The organism is Xenorhabdus taiwanensis, assembly GCF_036512875.1.
Taxonomy (GTDB): Bacteria; Pseudomonadota; Gammaproteobacteria; order Enterobacterales; family Enterobacteriaceae; genus Xenorhabdus; species Xenorhabdus taiwanensis.
In genome coordinates this window covers 344691-358931 of sequence record NZ_AP028978.1, presented here as the reverse complement: position 1 = coordinate 358931, position 14241 = coordinate 344691, and the positions used below count along the sequence as shown (strand labels likewise).

At 47.0% G+C, this 14241-nt stretch carries 15 protein-coding genes and 1 riboswitch; of the genes, 8 read left to right on the top strand and 7 right to left on the bottom strand.

All coding sequences use genetic code 11. The annotated features are described in order from the left end of the window. Nucleotides 1-212 precede the first annotated feature (212 nt). Nucleotides 213-1802, top strand: a complete 1590-nt coding sequence (purH, locus tag ACE1SE_RS01510; protein ID WP_374052352.1) for a bifunctional phosphoribosylaminoimidazolecarboxamide formyltransferase/IMP cyclohydrolase — start codon at nucleotides 213-215, stop codon at nucleotides 1800-1802. A 30-nt stretch (nucleotides 1803-1832) separates the two neighbouring features. Continuing rightward, nucleotides 1833-3131, top strand: coding sequence for a phosphoribosylamine--glycine ligase (purD, locus tag ACE1SE_RS01505; protein WP_374052351.1), 1299 nt, complete (start codon nucleotides 1833-1835; stop codon nucleotides 3129-3131). A gap of 29 nt (nucleotides 3132-3160) precedes the next feature. Here the strand turns inward: purD and ACE1SE_RS01500 are convergent, their stop codons facing one another. The 6 genes from ACE1SE_RS01500 to nudC all read right to left on the bottom strand — a co-directional run bounded on the left by ACE1SE_RS01500 (nucleotide 3161) and on the right by nudC (nucleotide 7637). Then, a complete protein-coding gene (locus tag ACE1SE_RS01500) occupies nucleotides 3161-3835 on the bottom strand; it encodes a DUF1481 domain-containing protein (RefSeq protein WP_374052350.1) in 675 nt (224 codons plus the stop codon). Between the two features lie 41 nt (nucleotides 3836-3876). Further along, nucleotides 3877-4149, bottom strand: a complete 273-nt coding sequence (hupA, locus tag ACE1SE_RS01495) for a nucleoid-associated protein HU-alpha (protein ID WP_010848914.1) — start codon at nucleotides 4147-4149, stop codon at nucleotides 3877-3879. 185 nt (nucleotides 4150-4334) lie between these two features. Then, entirely contained in the window at nucleotides 4335-4925 is a 591-nt protein-coding gene (locus ACE1SE_RS01490) for a YjaG family protein (protein ID WP_374052349.1), read from the bottom strand. 76 nt (nucleotides 4926-5001) lie between these two features. After that, nucleotides 5002-5679: a deoxyribonuclease V gene (gene nfi / locus ACE1SE_RS01485; RefSeq protein WP_374052348.1), complete on the bottom strand. Its 678-nt coding sequence runs from the start codon at nucleotides 5677-5679 to the stop codon at nucleotides 5002-5004. Between the two features lie 4 nt (nucleotides 5680-5683). After that, nucleotides 5684-6748 carry a uroporphyrinogen decarboxylase gene (gene hemE / locus ACE1SE_RS01480; protein ID WP_374052347.1) on the bottom strand — a complete coding sequence of 355 codons (1065 nt, stop codon included), beginning with the start codon at nucleotides 6746-6748 and terminating at the stop codon, nucleotides 5684-5686. A gap of 106 nt (nucleotides 6749-6854) precedes the next feature. Then, a complete protein-coding gene (gene nudC / locus ACE1SE_RS01475) occupies nucleotides 6855-7637 on the bottom strand; it encodes an NAD(+) diphosphatase (RefSeq protein WP_374052346.1) in 783 nt (260 codons plus the stop codon). A 63-nt stretch (nucleotides 7638-7700) separates the two neighbouring features. Further along, nucleotides 7701-7825, top strand: a riboswitch (TPP riboswitch). A gap of 147 nt (nucleotides 7826-7972) precedes the next feature. Here nudC and thiC point away from each other — a divergent pair. Genes thiC through thiH form a run of 6 tightly spaced genes read left to right on the top strand, consistent with a single transcriptional unit; the run spans nucleotide 7973 to nucleotide 13512 of the window. Next, the gene (gene thiC / locus ACE1SE_RS01470) at nucleotides 7973-9949 is read left to right on the top strand and encodes a phosphomethylpyrimidine synthase ThiC (protein ID WP_374052345.1); all 1977 of its coding nucleotides are present in this window, start codon (nucleotides 7973-7975) and stop codon (nucleotides 9947-9949) included. Further along, entirely contained in the window at nucleotides 9933-10607 is a 675-nt protein-coding gene (gene thiE / locus ACE1SE_RS01465; RefSeq protein ID WP_374052344.1) for a thiamine phosphate synthase, read from the top strand. Before thiC ends, thiE begins: the two co-directional genes overlap by 17 nt. After that, nucleotides 10601-11389: a HesA/MoeB/ThiF family protein gene (locus ACE1SE_RS01460; RefSeq protein ID WP_374052343.1), complete on the top strand. Its 789-nt coding sequence runs from the start codon at nucleotides 10601-10603 to the stop codon at nucleotides 11387-11389. Before thiE ends, ACE1SE_RS01460 begins: the two co-directional genes overlap by 7 nt. Beyond that, entirely contained in the window at nucleotides 11386-11601 is a 216-nt protein-coding gene (thiS, locus tag ACE1SE_RS01455) for a sulfur carrier protein ThiS (RefSeq protein ID WP_374052342.1), read from the top strand. Before ACE1SE_RS01460 ends, thiS begins: the two co-directional genes overlap by 4 nt. A gap of 19 nt (nucleotides 11602-11620) precedes the next feature. Continuing rightward, complete coding sequence (locus ACE1SE_RS01450) at nucleotides 11621-12391, top strand: thiazole synthase (protein WP_374052341.1); 771 nt, start codon at nucleotides 11621-11623, stop codon at nucleotides 12389-12391. Then, on the top strand, nucleotides 12388-13512 hold the full coding sequence (thiH, locus tag ACE1SE_RS01445; RefSeq protein WP_374052340.1) for a 2-iminoacetate synthase ThiH: 1125 nt from the start codon (nucleotides 12388-12390) through the stop codon (nucleotides 13510-13512). The genes ACE1SE_RS01450 and thiH overlap by 4 nt, the downstream gene beginning before the upstream one ends. A 118-nt stretch (nucleotides 13513-13630) precedes the next feature. Here thiH and ACE1SE_RS01440 read toward each other — a convergent pair whose 3' ends face one another. Beyond that, the gene (locus ACE1SE_RS01440) at nucleotides 13631-14227 is read right to left on the bottom strand and encodes a DUF1349 domain-containing protein (protein ID WP_374052339.1); all 597 of its coding nucleotides are present in this window, start codon (nucleotides 14225-14227) and stop codon (nucleotides 13631-13633) included. Nucleotides 14228-14241 lie beyond the last annotated feature (14 nt).

The following is a 14241-nucleotide window of genomic DNA, read 5'->3' as shown; positions in this document are numbered from 1 at the left end:
GACATATACACAGATTTATCCACAAAGTGATATTTTGATAAAATTTATCGAGCATCACGCAAACGTTTTCGTTACAATCTGCGAAGGAAAAATCATCAAGTATTTTTTCAGATTGTTTTGAAATGTTATTGCAGAAACCATTTTTTTCTCTCAATCAGTGGATTTTCCCCAATAGCACATTCTTGTTTTATGAAATTCAAGGGATCACACCAATGCAACAGCTTCGTCCAATCCGTCGTGCCCTGCTGAGTGTTTCTGACAAAGCGGGGGTTGTTGAATTTGCCAAAGCTTTATCCAATCGCAGTGTCGAACTGCTATCAACGGGAGGCACTGCTCGTCTGCTGGCCGAAGCAGGATTGAATGTCACTGAGGTTTCTGACTATACAGGCTTCCCCGAAATGATGGATGGGCGTGTCAAAACACTCCACCCTAAAATTCATGGCGGCATTTTGGGTCGACGTGGGCAGGATGATGAAGTGATGGGACAACACCAGATTTCACAGATTGATATGGTGGTCGTTAACCTTTACCCCTTTGCTCAAACCGTAGCAAAACCAGATTGCTCTCTGGAAGACGCGGTAGAGAATATTGATATTGGCGGCCCAACAATGGTTCGCTCCGCTGCCAAAAACCACAAAGATGTGGCGATTGTTGTCAGTAGCCAGGATTACGACAAAATTATTGATGAGATGGATAACAACCAAAATTCGCTGACACATTCCACTCGCTTTAATTTAGCCATCAAGGCGTTTGAACATACCGCCGCTTATGACAGCATGATTGCCAATTATTTTGGCAAATTGGTTCCGCCATACTATGGCGAAACTGATCAGCCATCAGGACGTTTCCCCCGCACGCTGAATCTCAACTTCATTAAAAAGCAGGATATGCGTTATGGTGAAAACAACCACCAAGATGCAGCTTTCTATATAGAAGACCAAATCACAGAAGCTTCAATTGCTACGGCAACTCAGTTACAAGGCAAGGCACTCTCTTATAATAATATCGCGGATACCGATGCCGCACTGGAATGTGTAAAAAGCTTTTGTGAACCAGCCTGTGTCATTGTCAAACATGCCAATCCTTGTGGCGTTGCGATTGGATCTGATATCCATACCGCCTACGACCGCGCCTTTAAAACCGATCCGACTTCCGCATTCGGTGGCATTATTGCCTTTAACCGTGAACTCGATACCAACACCGCTCAGGCCATTATTGAACGTCAATTTGTTGAAGTCATCATTGCGCCTTCTGTTAGTGAAGCAGCACGGCCAATTCTGGCAACAAAACAAAATGTCCGCGTTTTGGCGTGCGGCGAATGGCATTCTCCTGTTGCCAGCTTAGATTTCAAACGTGTTAACGGCGGTTTGCTGGTACAAGATCGCGATTTAGGTATGGTGACAAACGATGATCTGGTTGTTGTATCCCAACGTCAGCCAACGGAACAAGAGATGCAAGATGCCCTGTTCTGCTGGAAAGTCGCGAAGTTTGTCAAATCCAATGCGATTGTTTATGCCAGGGATAATATGACCGTTGGTATTGGAGCCGGACAAATGAGCCGTGTTTACTCTGCCAAAATCGCTGGTATTAAGGCAGCGGATGAAGGATTGGAAGTTCAGGGTTGCGCCATGGCTTCAGATGCATTTTTCCCATTCCGCGATGGTATTGATGCCGCAGCCGCGGTGGGTGTGAGCTGTATTATCCAACCCGGTGGCTCCATTCGTGATGATGAAGTGATTGCTGCGGCCAATGAACACGGTATCGCCATGATTTTCACTGGCATGCGCCATTTTCGCCATTAACAGTTTATGTCTTATTAATAGGAGACTCAGATGAACATATTGATTATTGGCAGTGGCGGAAGAGAACATGCATTAGCCTGGAAAGCAGCACAATCACCTCTGGCAAACAAAGTTTATGTCGCACCAGGTAATGCAGGCACCGCGTTGGAAGCTAATTTAGAAAATGTGAATATTGCCGCGACAGATATTGCAGGGTTGCTGGCATTTGCTCAAGATCATGATATTGGCCTGACCATTGTTGGGCCTGAAGCACCACTGGTTATCGGTATCGTTGATGCTTTCCAACAGGCAGGGCTGACTATTTTCGGCCCGACAAAAGCGGCGGCTCAATTGGAGGGTTCCAAAGCTTTTACCAAAGATTTCCTTGCCCGTCATCATATACCTACAGCAGCCTACCAAAATTTCACAGAAATTGAACCCGCACTGGCTTATCTGGAAAAGGTAGGCGCTCCAATCGTTATCAAAGCTGATGGTTTAGCTGCCGGTAAGGGTGTCGTTGTTGCCACAACCCTGGAAGAAGCACGAAGCGCTGTCAAAGATATGCTGGCAGGTAATGCATTTGGTAATGCCGGGCATCGTATTGTCATTGAAGAATTCCTGGCTGGAGAAGAAGCCAGTTTTATTGTCATGGTGGATGGCAAAAACGTGGTTCCTATGGCAACCAGTCAAGATCACAAGCGTGTAGGTGACGGTGACACAGGGCCGAACACCGGAGGAATGGGGGCTTACTCCCCCGCTCCGGTAGTCACGGATGAGATCCACCAACGAGTGATGAAAAAAATCATTTACCCTACTGTGGCAGGAATGGCAGCTGAAGGTCATACCTATGTTGGTTTTCTTTATGCGGGATTGATGATTGATAAACAGGGTGAACCCAAAGTGATCGAATTTAACTGTCGATTTGGTGATCCCGAAACCCAACCTATCATGATGCGTCTACGTTCTGATTTAGTCGACCTGTGTCTTGCCGGAGCCAGAGGCCAGTTAGGTGAAAAAACCTCTGAATGGGACGAGCGTCCCGCCTTAGGCGTCGTGCTGGCGGCGGGAGGTTATCCGGCCAGTTATGCCAAAGGTGACGTTATTAGCGGGTTAGAAAAGAAATTAGATGCCAATGCATCTGACGTCGATGAAAAGGTCTTCCATGCAGGGACAACATTTAAGGATGATAATATTACCACCGCAGGAGGACGTGTCTTATGTGTTACTGCCTTAGGTTACGATATTGCAGATGCCCAGAAAAAAGCGTACCTGAGAGCCGGACAAATTAACTGGGAAGGGTGCTTTTATCGTAAAGATATTGGCTACCGGGCCATTGCCCGTTTGAAATAGCTCAACCTAAGCCGACGAAAGTAACAGAATTACAGCTTATCTTTCGTCGGTTCCCAACGACAAAAATCATCATTGGCGACCAACAATAACTTTTTGCCTTCAGGCGAATCCAACCATGCAATAGTCAGTAAACCGGAGCTGTTACTTTGCCTTTCTTCGAGCCATTTTTGCGCATGAGGCTCAAATTCAATGAATAATTGTTTTCCTGAACAAGTGGTAACTCGTCCATTCTGCCAATGCCCTTGTAGCAACTTAACCTCACCTGCAATTAAAGCGTCGCTGATTTTTTCTATCTGCTTAGCATCAAATTTCAGACGAGCCACATCGTCATCGGACAACGGTTCATTACGTTTTTGTAATTGCCGGAGCTTAAAAATGACAGAATTATCCTGAGAGATACGTAATGTCTCTGCAATGGGGGGATTATCAAACACATTGCGGCGGATTTGCCACAAACTGCCATGACGATATTCGTAGAAAGTAACAATGGTATCTTTATTATGGGGTGTTTTATTGTGATAGGGGCTGTAAACACTCATGATAACCTGAGGTTTACTGTTTTGATCGTTCAAACGCCATAAACGAATAACGCCGCTGTCAGTTACAAAACCGCTGGCGCTGAAGAGAGGTGTTGTTGGCTGAATCGAACAGGCGCTGAGCAAAGAGATGAACCCTAATGCTAACAGCCCCTGTAGAATCAACAAAAGGGGTTTATTTCCCCCTCTTATCTTTTTTCGCAATTCGATTACTTAACTGCGTCTTTCAGTGCTTTACCAGCGGAGAAAGCAGGCACGTTTGCTGCTGCGATTTTAATTTCTTTACCGGTCTGTGGGTTACGACCAGTACGCTCTGCACGATGATTAACTTTGAAAGTACCAAAGCCTACCAGCTGCACTGCATCACCGTTTTTCAGAGATTCAGTGATTGCATTCAGAGTTGACTCCAGAGCAGCTTTAGCCTGAGTTTTGGTCAGGTCTGCGCCTGCTGCAATTGCATCAACTAATTCAGTCTTATTCATAGATTATCCTTACAGTGTGTTTATCGTTTGCAAAGCATCGAGTGCGACGGATATGCCGATTTGACAGCACCCCTGCATACACGCACCGATAGCCACTTCTTTTCGCCCCCCAATGTAGAACAGAGTGAGGGCAAATGTGAAGCCTTTAAATACGGCAAATCAAGCACTAAGTCACGTTTTATAAGTTACTGCGCCAAATTTATACCGATATTGCTAACCCCCGCTTCACGGAGATCGGCCTTTAATCCTTTAATCAATTCGATGTCCCGTTCTTCGCAATTTGCCAACAAACGGTAAATCTCCCATTGAATGTCCCATTCTTCCTCAATGGCAGGTAATACTTTTAACTCATCCTCAGTCATTTCCCTACCGGCCTGCGTCATTTCCAGCATAGCAACAGTACGGATGGATGTTTCACTGACGGCTATTGCATGCTCTAACGTCGAGCCACTCAGACGAGAATGAATTACTTCACTCAATGCAATGCACGCATCAATCGCTGGATACACACCATAAATATCATAATCTTCTGATGATGGGATAATAGTTTCCAATTTTTCCAGCTGATTATCAAAATTCACTTTTACATCTTTAACGACCAAAATTTCCCACACAAGATCCAGAATGCGGCGATATTGTACAGGGTCTGCAAATCCGCTTTGGAGACAAAATGCCTGATAATTTGGATACATCCGCTCACATAGACTAGCCATAAAAGTCAAATGTTGCCAACTTTCGAGTTTCTCCAACCGCAGGTGGATCGGGTTTCTTAACATTGGTCGTTACTCATAATGCCTAATTTGCGTCGAAGTTTACCTGAAAATCAAGAATATCCACACTTTTCCGCCACAATTATAGATTTTTCTGCGTTGTTTGCTTAAAAAATGATCCATTTGAGGCAATCCCGTCCGCCCAACGGGTAGGTTCAGGCAGTTTATACCCCTTCATACACTGCTCAACCCAAAAGACCGCACTATCAATACTGATCTTATGACCAAGGGAAATATAGAGCGGATTACATCTTTTTTTGCTTCTCAATACGACACCAATCTGTTCACCGTGATCCATCAATGGCTGACGATCACCCTGAACCTCTCCTACCAGCGCGTGTTCACCACACAAACGGCTTTTTGCCACCCCAATGGTGGGAACATCCACTAATACCCCAAAATGGCTGGCGATACCAAAACGCCGAGGATGGGCAATGCCCTGACCATCCACCATCACCAAATCAGGCCGCAAACTTAATTTTTGCCATGCCGCTATCAGTGCAGGATATTCACGAAATGAGAGTAAACCGGGGATATAGGGAAGTACCGTATCAATTCTGGCAACTTGGTATTCAACCAATTCTAGTGAGGGATATTGCAATACCGCAATGGCGGCACGCGTCACCGTACCGCTTTTTTCAAACCCAACATCAGCACCCGCAATGAACCTTGGCGTAAAAGATGCAAAAAAAGCATCATGGCGGATAACCAGCCGTGATTTTTCTCTCTGTTCCTGACGTAATGCCTTTGTATCAATCATAAAATCATTGATGGTATTTTACTGAAAGTCTATGCACTGCTTCGACAAATGCACCTGCGTGCTCTGGCGGAACATCCTGATGAATGCCATGCCCCAAATTGAAAACATGCCCACTGCCCACACCAAAATCTTGTAAAATTGTCGAAACTTCTTCTTCAATTCGTGCTGGCTGGGCATATAGCATGGACGGGTCCATATTACCCTGCAAAGCGACCTGATCTCCAACGCGCCGACGCGCATCCGCCATATTCGTTGTCCAATCCAAACCCAGTGCATCACATCCTGTCGCCGCCATCGCCTCAAGCCACTGTCCTCCCCCTTTGGTAAACAGGGTAACAGGTACACGACGTCCTTCATGTTCGCGGATCAAGCCATCAACAATTTTATGCATGTATTGCAGGGAAAACGCCAGATAATCGCGATGAGACAAAACCCCACCCCAAGTATCGAAAATCATGACAGATTGAGCGCCGGCTTTTATTTGCGCATTCAAATATAGAATAACGCTGTTTGCCAATTTATCCAGTAACATATGCAATGTAGCAGGTGCCGTATACATCATGGCCTTAATTTTGGTGAAAGCCTTGCTGCTTCCGCCCTCAACCATATAAGTTGCCAATGTCCATGGGCTACCAGAAAAACCGATCAAAGGAACTTGTCCTGCCAATGCTTTACGGATAGCACGCACTGCATCCATAACATAGCCTAACTCCAGTTCTGGATCAGGCACAGGTAATTTTTCTACATCGGCATGATTCTGAATCGGAGAATGAAAACGTGGCCCTTCCCCTGTTTCGAAATACAACCCCAATCCCATCGCATCAGGAATAGTCAAAATATCGGAAAACAAGATAGCTGCATCCAGAGGAAAGCGGCGCAAAGGTTGGAGAGTGACTTCACAAGCCAACTCAGTGTTTTTACATAACGAGATGAAATCTCCCGCTGCCTGACGTGTAGCTTTATATTCAGGTAAATATCGACCGGCCTGACGCATCATCCATACCGGTGTGATATCGACGGGCTGACGCAATAATGCACGCAGATAGCGGTCGTTTTTCAACTCATTCATGACAAGCTCCCTTGATTAATTTATGCACGACAAACACACGAAAAAACTGGTGCAGTTTAACACGCCTGAATTTGAACTTCTGGCATAACCTCCAATAACGTGATGATTACTGATGACGGCATAGCGCAACCGTATCTTCAATTAAACGGCGAGCAATCGTATCAGGGGGAGGAATCAAGGGAAGGTTATCATAACGGTGCCAATCTGCACTGATAAGCTCGACGGGGTCAATATTGATTTCACCGCTGTCATAATCGGCCAAAAAGCCCACCATCAATGAATTCGGGAAAGGCCACGGCTGGGAAGCGACATAACGCAAGTTACGGATCTTAATTCCGCTCTCCTCCATCACTTCACGATGCACAGCCTCTTCCAGAGTTTCCCCCACTTCAACAAAACCGGCCAGCACGGTATGAATCCCATTGCGATGACGCTGGTGTTGTGCCAGCAAAATATGGTCATCGCGGCGAATACCGACAATGATACTGGGTGCTATTTGTGGATAGTAATGTTCATGGCAATGGTTACACAAACAAGCCCATTCACGCTGACTATGCTGCATCTCATGACCACAGTAACCACAATAGTGATGTGACCGATAAAACTCAGCCAATTGCACACCACGCCCGACCAATTGAAATAACTTAGCATCCCGATCAGCAATTAAACGGGGAGAGGACATATCTGAAGCCATTTTCTGACGAACCAACCAGACCGTTTCCCCCAACCACTCACCGATGGGTTGCGCCATATGGCCTTGCAATGCCCACTGATTGGCCGTACCTAAAGGTAATTCCCCTTGTGGTAGCCAAACCCGATTTTCGAAACTAACAATCCACCAGCCTTGTTCTCTACCTGTCAGTTTTTGTTGCATAATTTGTTCCATCATAGTTATGTTCCCCCAAAAACGGGGGTTGTAGTTTTCACAATCCCCTTTATACTTTGGGGTGTTTTTTTCTTGTCGGAGTGCCTAGCGTTCAACGTATATCACGGTGGACACAGGCTGAGACCGTTAATTCGGGATCCGCAGAACCTGATCGGGCTAATACCCGCGAAGGGAACAAGAGTAATCACCCCGCTGCCAGTCATCGTACATCTATACAAATACATGTACAGATACCAAACAGCACCAACCATTACTCCCTGCGAGCTCCAGACAAGCAATTTTCTCAACTTAAGCCTGATCAACAATGAGACAGGTGATAACACAGTCAGGAATTTGCTATGTCTAAGTCCAACAATACCGTTATTTCGAATACTGTTATTCCAACGGCTGATATCTCACCCAAAGCCCACCCTGCAAGGCCACGCAAGGCTCAGCGAGATGCGGCACAAGCGTTTATCCATTCCGTTCAAGGCATCACTTTTCCCAATTCAAAGCGCATTTACCTTGAAGGCTCACGTCAAGATATTCAAGTACCTCTGCGTGAGATCCAACTTTCTCCCACACTCATTGGGGGAACGAAAGAGAACCCCCAATTTGAAGAAAACGAACCTGTTCCCGTTTATGACACTTCCGGCCCTTATGGCGATCCTGCTACCGTATTGGATGTAAAGCAGGGCTTACCTAAGATCCGCCAACCGTGGATTGATGAACGCAATGATACCGAACCTGTTTCAATCCTCAGTTCCGATTTTACCCAACAACGCCTTGCTGATGCTGGATTAGATCGCCTGCGTTTTCACCACCGCCCGCATCCACTGAAATCCAGACAGGGTAAACGTGTTACTCAATTACACTATGCACGCCAAGGGATCATTACACCAGAAATGGAATTTATCGCATTGCGTGAAAATATGGGTCGCGAGCGCATTCGTAGTGAGGTTTTGCGCCAACAACATGCAGGGCAAAGTTTTGGTGCCAACTTACCGGAAAATATCACACCCGAATTTGTCCGTCAGGAAGTTGCTGCCGGCCGCGCGATTATTCCCGCCAACATTAATCATCCTGAATCTGAACCGATGATTATTGGTCGTAATTTCTTAGTGAAAGTGAATGCCAATATCGGTAACTCCTCCGTCACATCCTCTATTGAAGAAGAGGTGGAAAAACTGATTTGGTCTACCCGCTGGGGCGCAGATACCGTGATGGATCTCTCCACCGGACGCTACATCCACGAAACCCGCGAATGGATACTGCGCAATAGTCCGGTTCCCATTGGTACTGTCCCGATTTATCAGGCACTGGAAAAGGTTAACGGCATCGCAGAAAACCTGACATGGGAAATGTTCCGCGATACCTTACTGGAACAGGCCGAGCAAGGCGTGGATTATTTTACTATTCATGCGGGTGTACTGCTGCGTTATGTACCGATGACCGCTAAGCGCCTGACAGGTATTGTTTCCCGTGGCGGCTCAATTATGGCGAAATGGTGCCTTTCTCATCATCAAGAAAATTTCCTCTACACCCACTTCCGCGAAATTTGTGAAATTTGTGCGGCCTATGACGTCTCACTCTCTTTGGGGGATGGGTTGCGCCCTGGCTCCATTCAGGATGCCAATGATGAAGCTCAATTTGCAGAACTGCATACCCTCGGTGAGCTGACTAAAATCGCATGGGAATACGATGTTCAGGTCATGATTGAAGGGCCTGGGCATATCCCAATGCAACTTATCCGCCGTAATATGACGGAAGAGCTAGAGCATTGTCACGAAGCCCCATTTTATACCTTAGGGCCACTGACGACGGATATCGCCCCTGGTTATGACCATTTCACCTCTGGCATCGGTGCCGCCATGATTGGCTGGTTTGGTTGTGCCATGCTGTGTTATGTCACCCCCAAAGAGCACCTCGGTCTGCCTAACAAGGAAGATGTCAAACAGGGGCTGATTACTTACAAAATCGCAGCCCATGCGGCGGATCTCGCCAAAGGCCATCCGGGTGCACAGATCCGTGACAATGCCATGTCGAAAGCGCGCTTTGAATTCCGTTGGGAAGATCAATTCAATCTGGCGCTTGATCCTGATACCGCCCGCGCTTATCACGATGAAACCTTACCGCAGGAATCCGGCAAAGTTGCCCACTTCTGTTCCATGTGTGGACCAAAATTCTGCTCAATGAAAATCACCCAAGACGTGCGCGACTATGCCGCAAAACTGGAACAAGCCGCGGGTATGGAACAGATGTCAGAAGAATTCCGCTCCCGTGGCAGCGAACTCTATCATAGTGCGGAGGAGGTGGAGCATGAAAAATCAGCCTGATATCCCAACATGTCCACAAGCCCCTTTTGCCCCAACCGTGCACCGGTTGGGGCTTTATCCGGTGGTGGATTCCCTAAGGTGGATTGAGCGATTACTGGAAGCCGGTGTCAGAACTCTGCAATTGCGTATCAAAGACCGGTCGGAAGAGCAGGCGGAGAAGGATATTCAATCCGCCATCGCGCTTGGTCGCCAATATAACGCTCGTTTGTTCATTAATGATTATTGGCGTCTGGCAATCAAGCATCAGGCCTATGGCGTTCATTTGGGGCAGGAAGATCTCGATACCGCCGATCTCAATGCTATCCAGCAAGCCGGATTGCGGCTGGGTATTTCTACTCACGATCAACAAGAACTGGCGCGGGCAAAATCCCTGCGCCCCTCTTATATCGCGTTAGGGCATATTTTTCCCACTACCACCAAAGAGATGCCCTCATCACCACAGGGCCTTGAAGCATTAAAACATCAGGTGGAAATCACACCGGAATATCCCACCGTCGCCATTGGCGGTATTTCACTGGAGAGGGTGCCAGATGTGGTGGCAACGGGAGTCGGGGGCGTGGCACTGGTCAGTGCCATTACAAAAGCAAAAGATTGGCGACAGGCAACAGCCAGACTACTTCATCTGGTTGAAGGGCAAAATCGGGGGCTTTTATGTTAAACGATCAAGAATTTATGCGTTACAGCCGCCAATTACTGCTGGAAGACATTGGCTCCGAAGGGCAAGAAAAACTAAAAGCCAGCAAGGTACTGATTGTCGGCCTGGGTGGATTAGGATCACCGGCTGCGCTCTATCTCGCGGCGGCAGGGGTAGGACACCTTTATTTGGCAGATGATGACAAGTTGCATATCTCAAACCTGCAACGCCAGATTATCTATCGCAGCGCAGATGTTCCTGCCAGCAAAGCCCAATTAGCAGCAAAACAACTGGCTGAGCTAAACCCGCTAATCAATATCACGATACTCACTGAGCGGCAAAATCGTGAATCTTTGGTTAATGCCGTTAATCAAGTCGATCTGGTTTTAGATTGCTGTGACAACATGGCAACTCGCCATGCCATCAATGCCGCCTGTATTGCAGGAAATAAACCACTCATTAGCGGCAGTGCCGTTGGCTTTAGTGGGCAATTAATGGTATTAACTCCCCCTTACCAGCACGGTTGCTATGCCTGCCTCTATCCTAATCAAGAAGAACCCCAGCGGAATTGTCGGACAGCCGGTATCTTAGGCCCTATCGTTGGAATCATCGGCACTTTGCAATCCTTGGAAGCCATAAAAATGCTGGCTGGCCTTTCTTCTTCCTTAGACGGAAAACTCCGGCTGTTTGATGGTAAACAGCAAAGCTGGAGCACATTACAGCTTACTCGCTCATCGCAGTGCCCAATTTGTTGTGGCACTACCAGACAGGCCGATAAAAAACGGTTAGGAAAAGAAGTCGCATGAACATTATTGTCAACGATCAACCAATGACACTGAATGCATCCATGACAGTGCAACAGTTTCTGGAACATCAATTGCTGGAACATATAGAACACACGCAATCAGGGACCGCTTTGGCTATCAATCAAACCATTATTCCGCGTTCAGAGTGGCAAACCCATCAGATTAATGACGGGGACACTATCTTGCTGTTTCAGGCCATTGCTGGTGGCTGATCTTGCCGGAGGTTATTTTATGTTAAAAATTGCAGATACCACCTTCCAATCCCGCCTATTTACCGGAACAGGTAAGTTTGCCAATGCAAGACTAATGATCGACGCGCTCCGTGCCTCTGGCAGCCAACTAGTAACAATGGCAATGAAACGCCTCGATCTTCACGGCAATAATGACGATGGCATTCTTGCACCACTGCAACAGTTGGGTGTCAAACTGCTACCCAATACCTCTGGAGCCAAAACCGCAGAAGAAGCCATCTTCGCCGCTCGCCTCGCACGGGAAGCGTTGGGAACTCACTGGATTAAATTGGAGATCCATCCCGATGTAAAATACCTATTACCTGATCCCGTTGAGACATTAAAGGGGGCGGAGCAGCTAGTCAAAGAAGGATTTATCGTTCTGCCCTACTGTGGCGCTGATCCTGTCCTGTGCCGCCGATTGGAAGAAGTCGGCTGCGCTGCCGTTATGCCATTGGGCGCCCCTATCGGTTCAAATAAGGGGTTGCTGACCCGCGATTTTCTACAAATCATCATCGAACAGGCCAATGTGCCCGTTGTTGTGGATGCAGGGATCGGCGCACCAAGCCATGCGCTGGCAGCCATCGAAATGGGTGCGGATGCTGTGCTGGTTAATACCGCCATCGCTGTTGCCCATAATCCCGTTAAGATGGCCCAGGCATTCAAAACCGCCATTGAAGCTGGTGAACTTTCACATCAAGCAGGCGTAGCAAGCCAAAAATCCCATGCTGAGGCTTCCAGCCCGCTGACTGATTTTCTGGGGGCGCTATGACAAACCGAACATTCAGCCAGCGCTGGCAACAACTGGATTGGGATGACATCACCTTACGCATCAACAGTAAAACATCACAGGACATTGAACATGCATTAAACAGTGCTCGCTTGACGTTGGATGACTTTATGGCTCTGCTCTCCCCCGCTGCACTGCCTTATCTTGAGCCACTCGCCCAACGCGCACAACAACTCACTCGCCAGCGTTTTGGTAATACAGTGGGATTTTTTATCCCACTCTATCTTTCCAATCTGTGTGCCAACGACTGTACTTATTGTGGTTTCTCCATGAGCAATCACATTAAGCGCAAGACACTCAATGAACAGGAGATTGAAGCAGAATGTCTTGCGCTAAAAAAACTGGGATTTGAGCATATTCTGCTGGTGACAGGGGAACACCAAAACAAAGTTGGCATGGATTATTTTCGGCGCTATCTTCCCTTGATCCGCCGTCATTTCAGCTCTGTCTCAATGGAGGTTCAGCCATTGACGCAAGCGGAATATACTGAACTGAAAACATTGGGATTAGATGGCGTAATGGTCTATCAGGAAACCTACCATCAACTCAGTTATCAACTGCACCATTTGAAAGGCAAAAAGCAGGATTTCCAGTGGCGTCTGGAAACACCGGAACGTCTTGGTCGAGCGGGCATAGACAAGATTGGGCTAGGGGCCTTGATTGGGCTATCCCACAATTGGCGAACAGATTGTTATATGGTGGCTGAGCACCTCTTCTTTCTGCAAAAACAGTTTTGGCAAAGCCGTTATTCCATCTCTTTTCCACGCCTACGCCCCTGTGCAGGCGGCATAGAACCCGCTTCTTTAATGAATGAAGCCGAACTGGTACAACTGATTTGCGCTTTCCGCCTGCTAGCACCCGATGTAGAGCTTTCTCTTTCCACTCGTGAATCGCCCTTTTTCCGTGATCACGTTGTCCCTCTCGCGATCAACAATATCAGTGCAGGTTCAAAAACCCAGCCAGGCGGTTATGCTGATGAACACCACGAGTTGGAGCAATTTGCCCCCCACGACAATCGTTCTGTTTTTCAGGTCGCCGAAGCCCTGGTTAAATCAGGTTTACAACCTGTCTGGAAAGATTGGGATAATTACTTAGGTCGATGATTTTTAGCCAGAAAACCATTAATGTGCAGTAAAATGCACATTATGGTCATTAATGAAACGGATGCTCAGAAATACTTTCCCTTGTTACCACACTGCAACCCGCTCTCTTAATAGAGATCTAACTTAAATCATGCAGATGCTTTTTCAACGATGGCGTTAGCCTAAAGTCGGAAAACCTCACCTGCAATCCTTCACGCTCTGGTGAGCAGCACATCGCCCCGACAAAAATCCGCTGATTACTAACTGTAAAAGGTGACAATCTCAGTAGCGGCCATGTCACACCATCGGTGGAATACTGCAACCTGATAGCCCCATCATGGTAAGTCAGCCGTAACCAAAACTTCTCTGGATTACCAGGAAAAATCCCCATAGCCCAGTCAGAACATCCATTTGTCAATACACTGCCGATGGTTGCCTGCCCGTCAGAATGTTCAATGCCCGCTTTTAGCCAATGTTGCTCATCCACCAATAACATAACACCAGCCTGATCATATAATTGTTCAAACTGGCCTTCGATACAAAACTGGAAGGTAAAACCTTCTTCAAGTTTAAAATCATCAATATAGCCACCAAATACATGACCACTATGGCGCTGAAAACCATACCATGTATCACGCCAGAAATCGGTTTTATTGTCTGTCGTGACATGAAGTTCATTATCCTGATACCGCCATAAAGCGGGTTCATTCAACCAATGACATTGCTGCAAATTCATCAATATTTACCCTG

What these genes read in the sequence shown, in the direction of transcription:
- hupA (WP_010848914.1), bottom strand. Translation starts at nt 4,149, where the DNA reads ATGAATAAGACTGAATTAGTTGATGCAATTGCAGCAGGCGCAGACCTG.
- ACE1SE_RS01490 (WP_374052349.1), bottom strand. Translation starts at nt 4,925, where the DNA reads ATGTTAAGAAACCCGATCCACCTGCGGTTGGAGAAACTCGAAAGTTGG.
- ACE1SE_RS01440 (WP_374052339.1), bottom strand. Translation starts at nt 14,227, where the DNA reads ATGAATTTGCAGCAATGTCATTGGTTGAATGAACCCGCTTTATGGCGG.
- purH (WP_374052352.1), top strand. Translation starts at nt 213, where the DNA reads ATGCAACAGCTTCGTCCAATCCGTCGTGCCCTGCTGAGTGTTTCTGAC.
- thiC (WP_374052345.1), top strand. Translation starts at nt 7,973, where the DNA reads ATGTCTAAGTCCAACAATACCGTTATTTCGAATACTGTTATTCCAACG.
- nfi (WP_374052348.1), bottom strand. Translation starts at nt 5,679, where the DNA reads ATGATTGATACAAAGGCATTACGTCAGGAACAGAGAGAAAAATCACGG.
- nudC (WP_374052346.1), bottom strand. Translation starts at nt 7,637, where the DNA reads ATGATGGAACAAATTATGCAACAAAAACTGACAGGTAGAGAACAAGGC.
- ACE1SE_RS01460 (WP_374052343.1), top strand. Translation starts at nt 10,601, where the DNA reads ATGTTAAACGATCAAGAATTTATGCGTTACAGCCGCCAATTACTGCTG.
- thiH (WP_374052340.1), top strand. Translation starts at nt 12,388, where the DNA reads ATGACAAACCGAACATTCAGCCAGCGCTGGCAACAACTGGATTGGGAT.
- ACE1SE_RS01450 (WP_374052341.1), top strand. Translation starts at nt 11,621, where the DNA reads ATGTTAAAAATTGCAGATACCACCTTCCAATCCCGCCTATTTACCGGA.
- purD (WP_374052351.1), top strand. Translation starts at nt 1,833, where the DNA reads ATGAACATATTGATTATTGGCAGTGGCGGAAGAGAACATGCATTAGCC.
- hemE (WP_374052347.1), bottom strand. Translation starts at nt 6,748, where the DNA reads ATGAATGAGTTGAAAAACGACCGCTATCTGCGTGCATTATTGCGTCAG.
- thiS (WP_374052342.1), top strand. Translation starts at nt 11,386, where the DNA reads ATGAACATTATTGTCAACGATCAACCAATGACACTGAATGCATCCATG.
- thiE (WP_374052344.1), top strand. Translation starts at nt 9,933, where the DNA reads ATGAAAAATCAGCCTGATATCCCAACATGTCCACAAGCCCCTTTTGCC.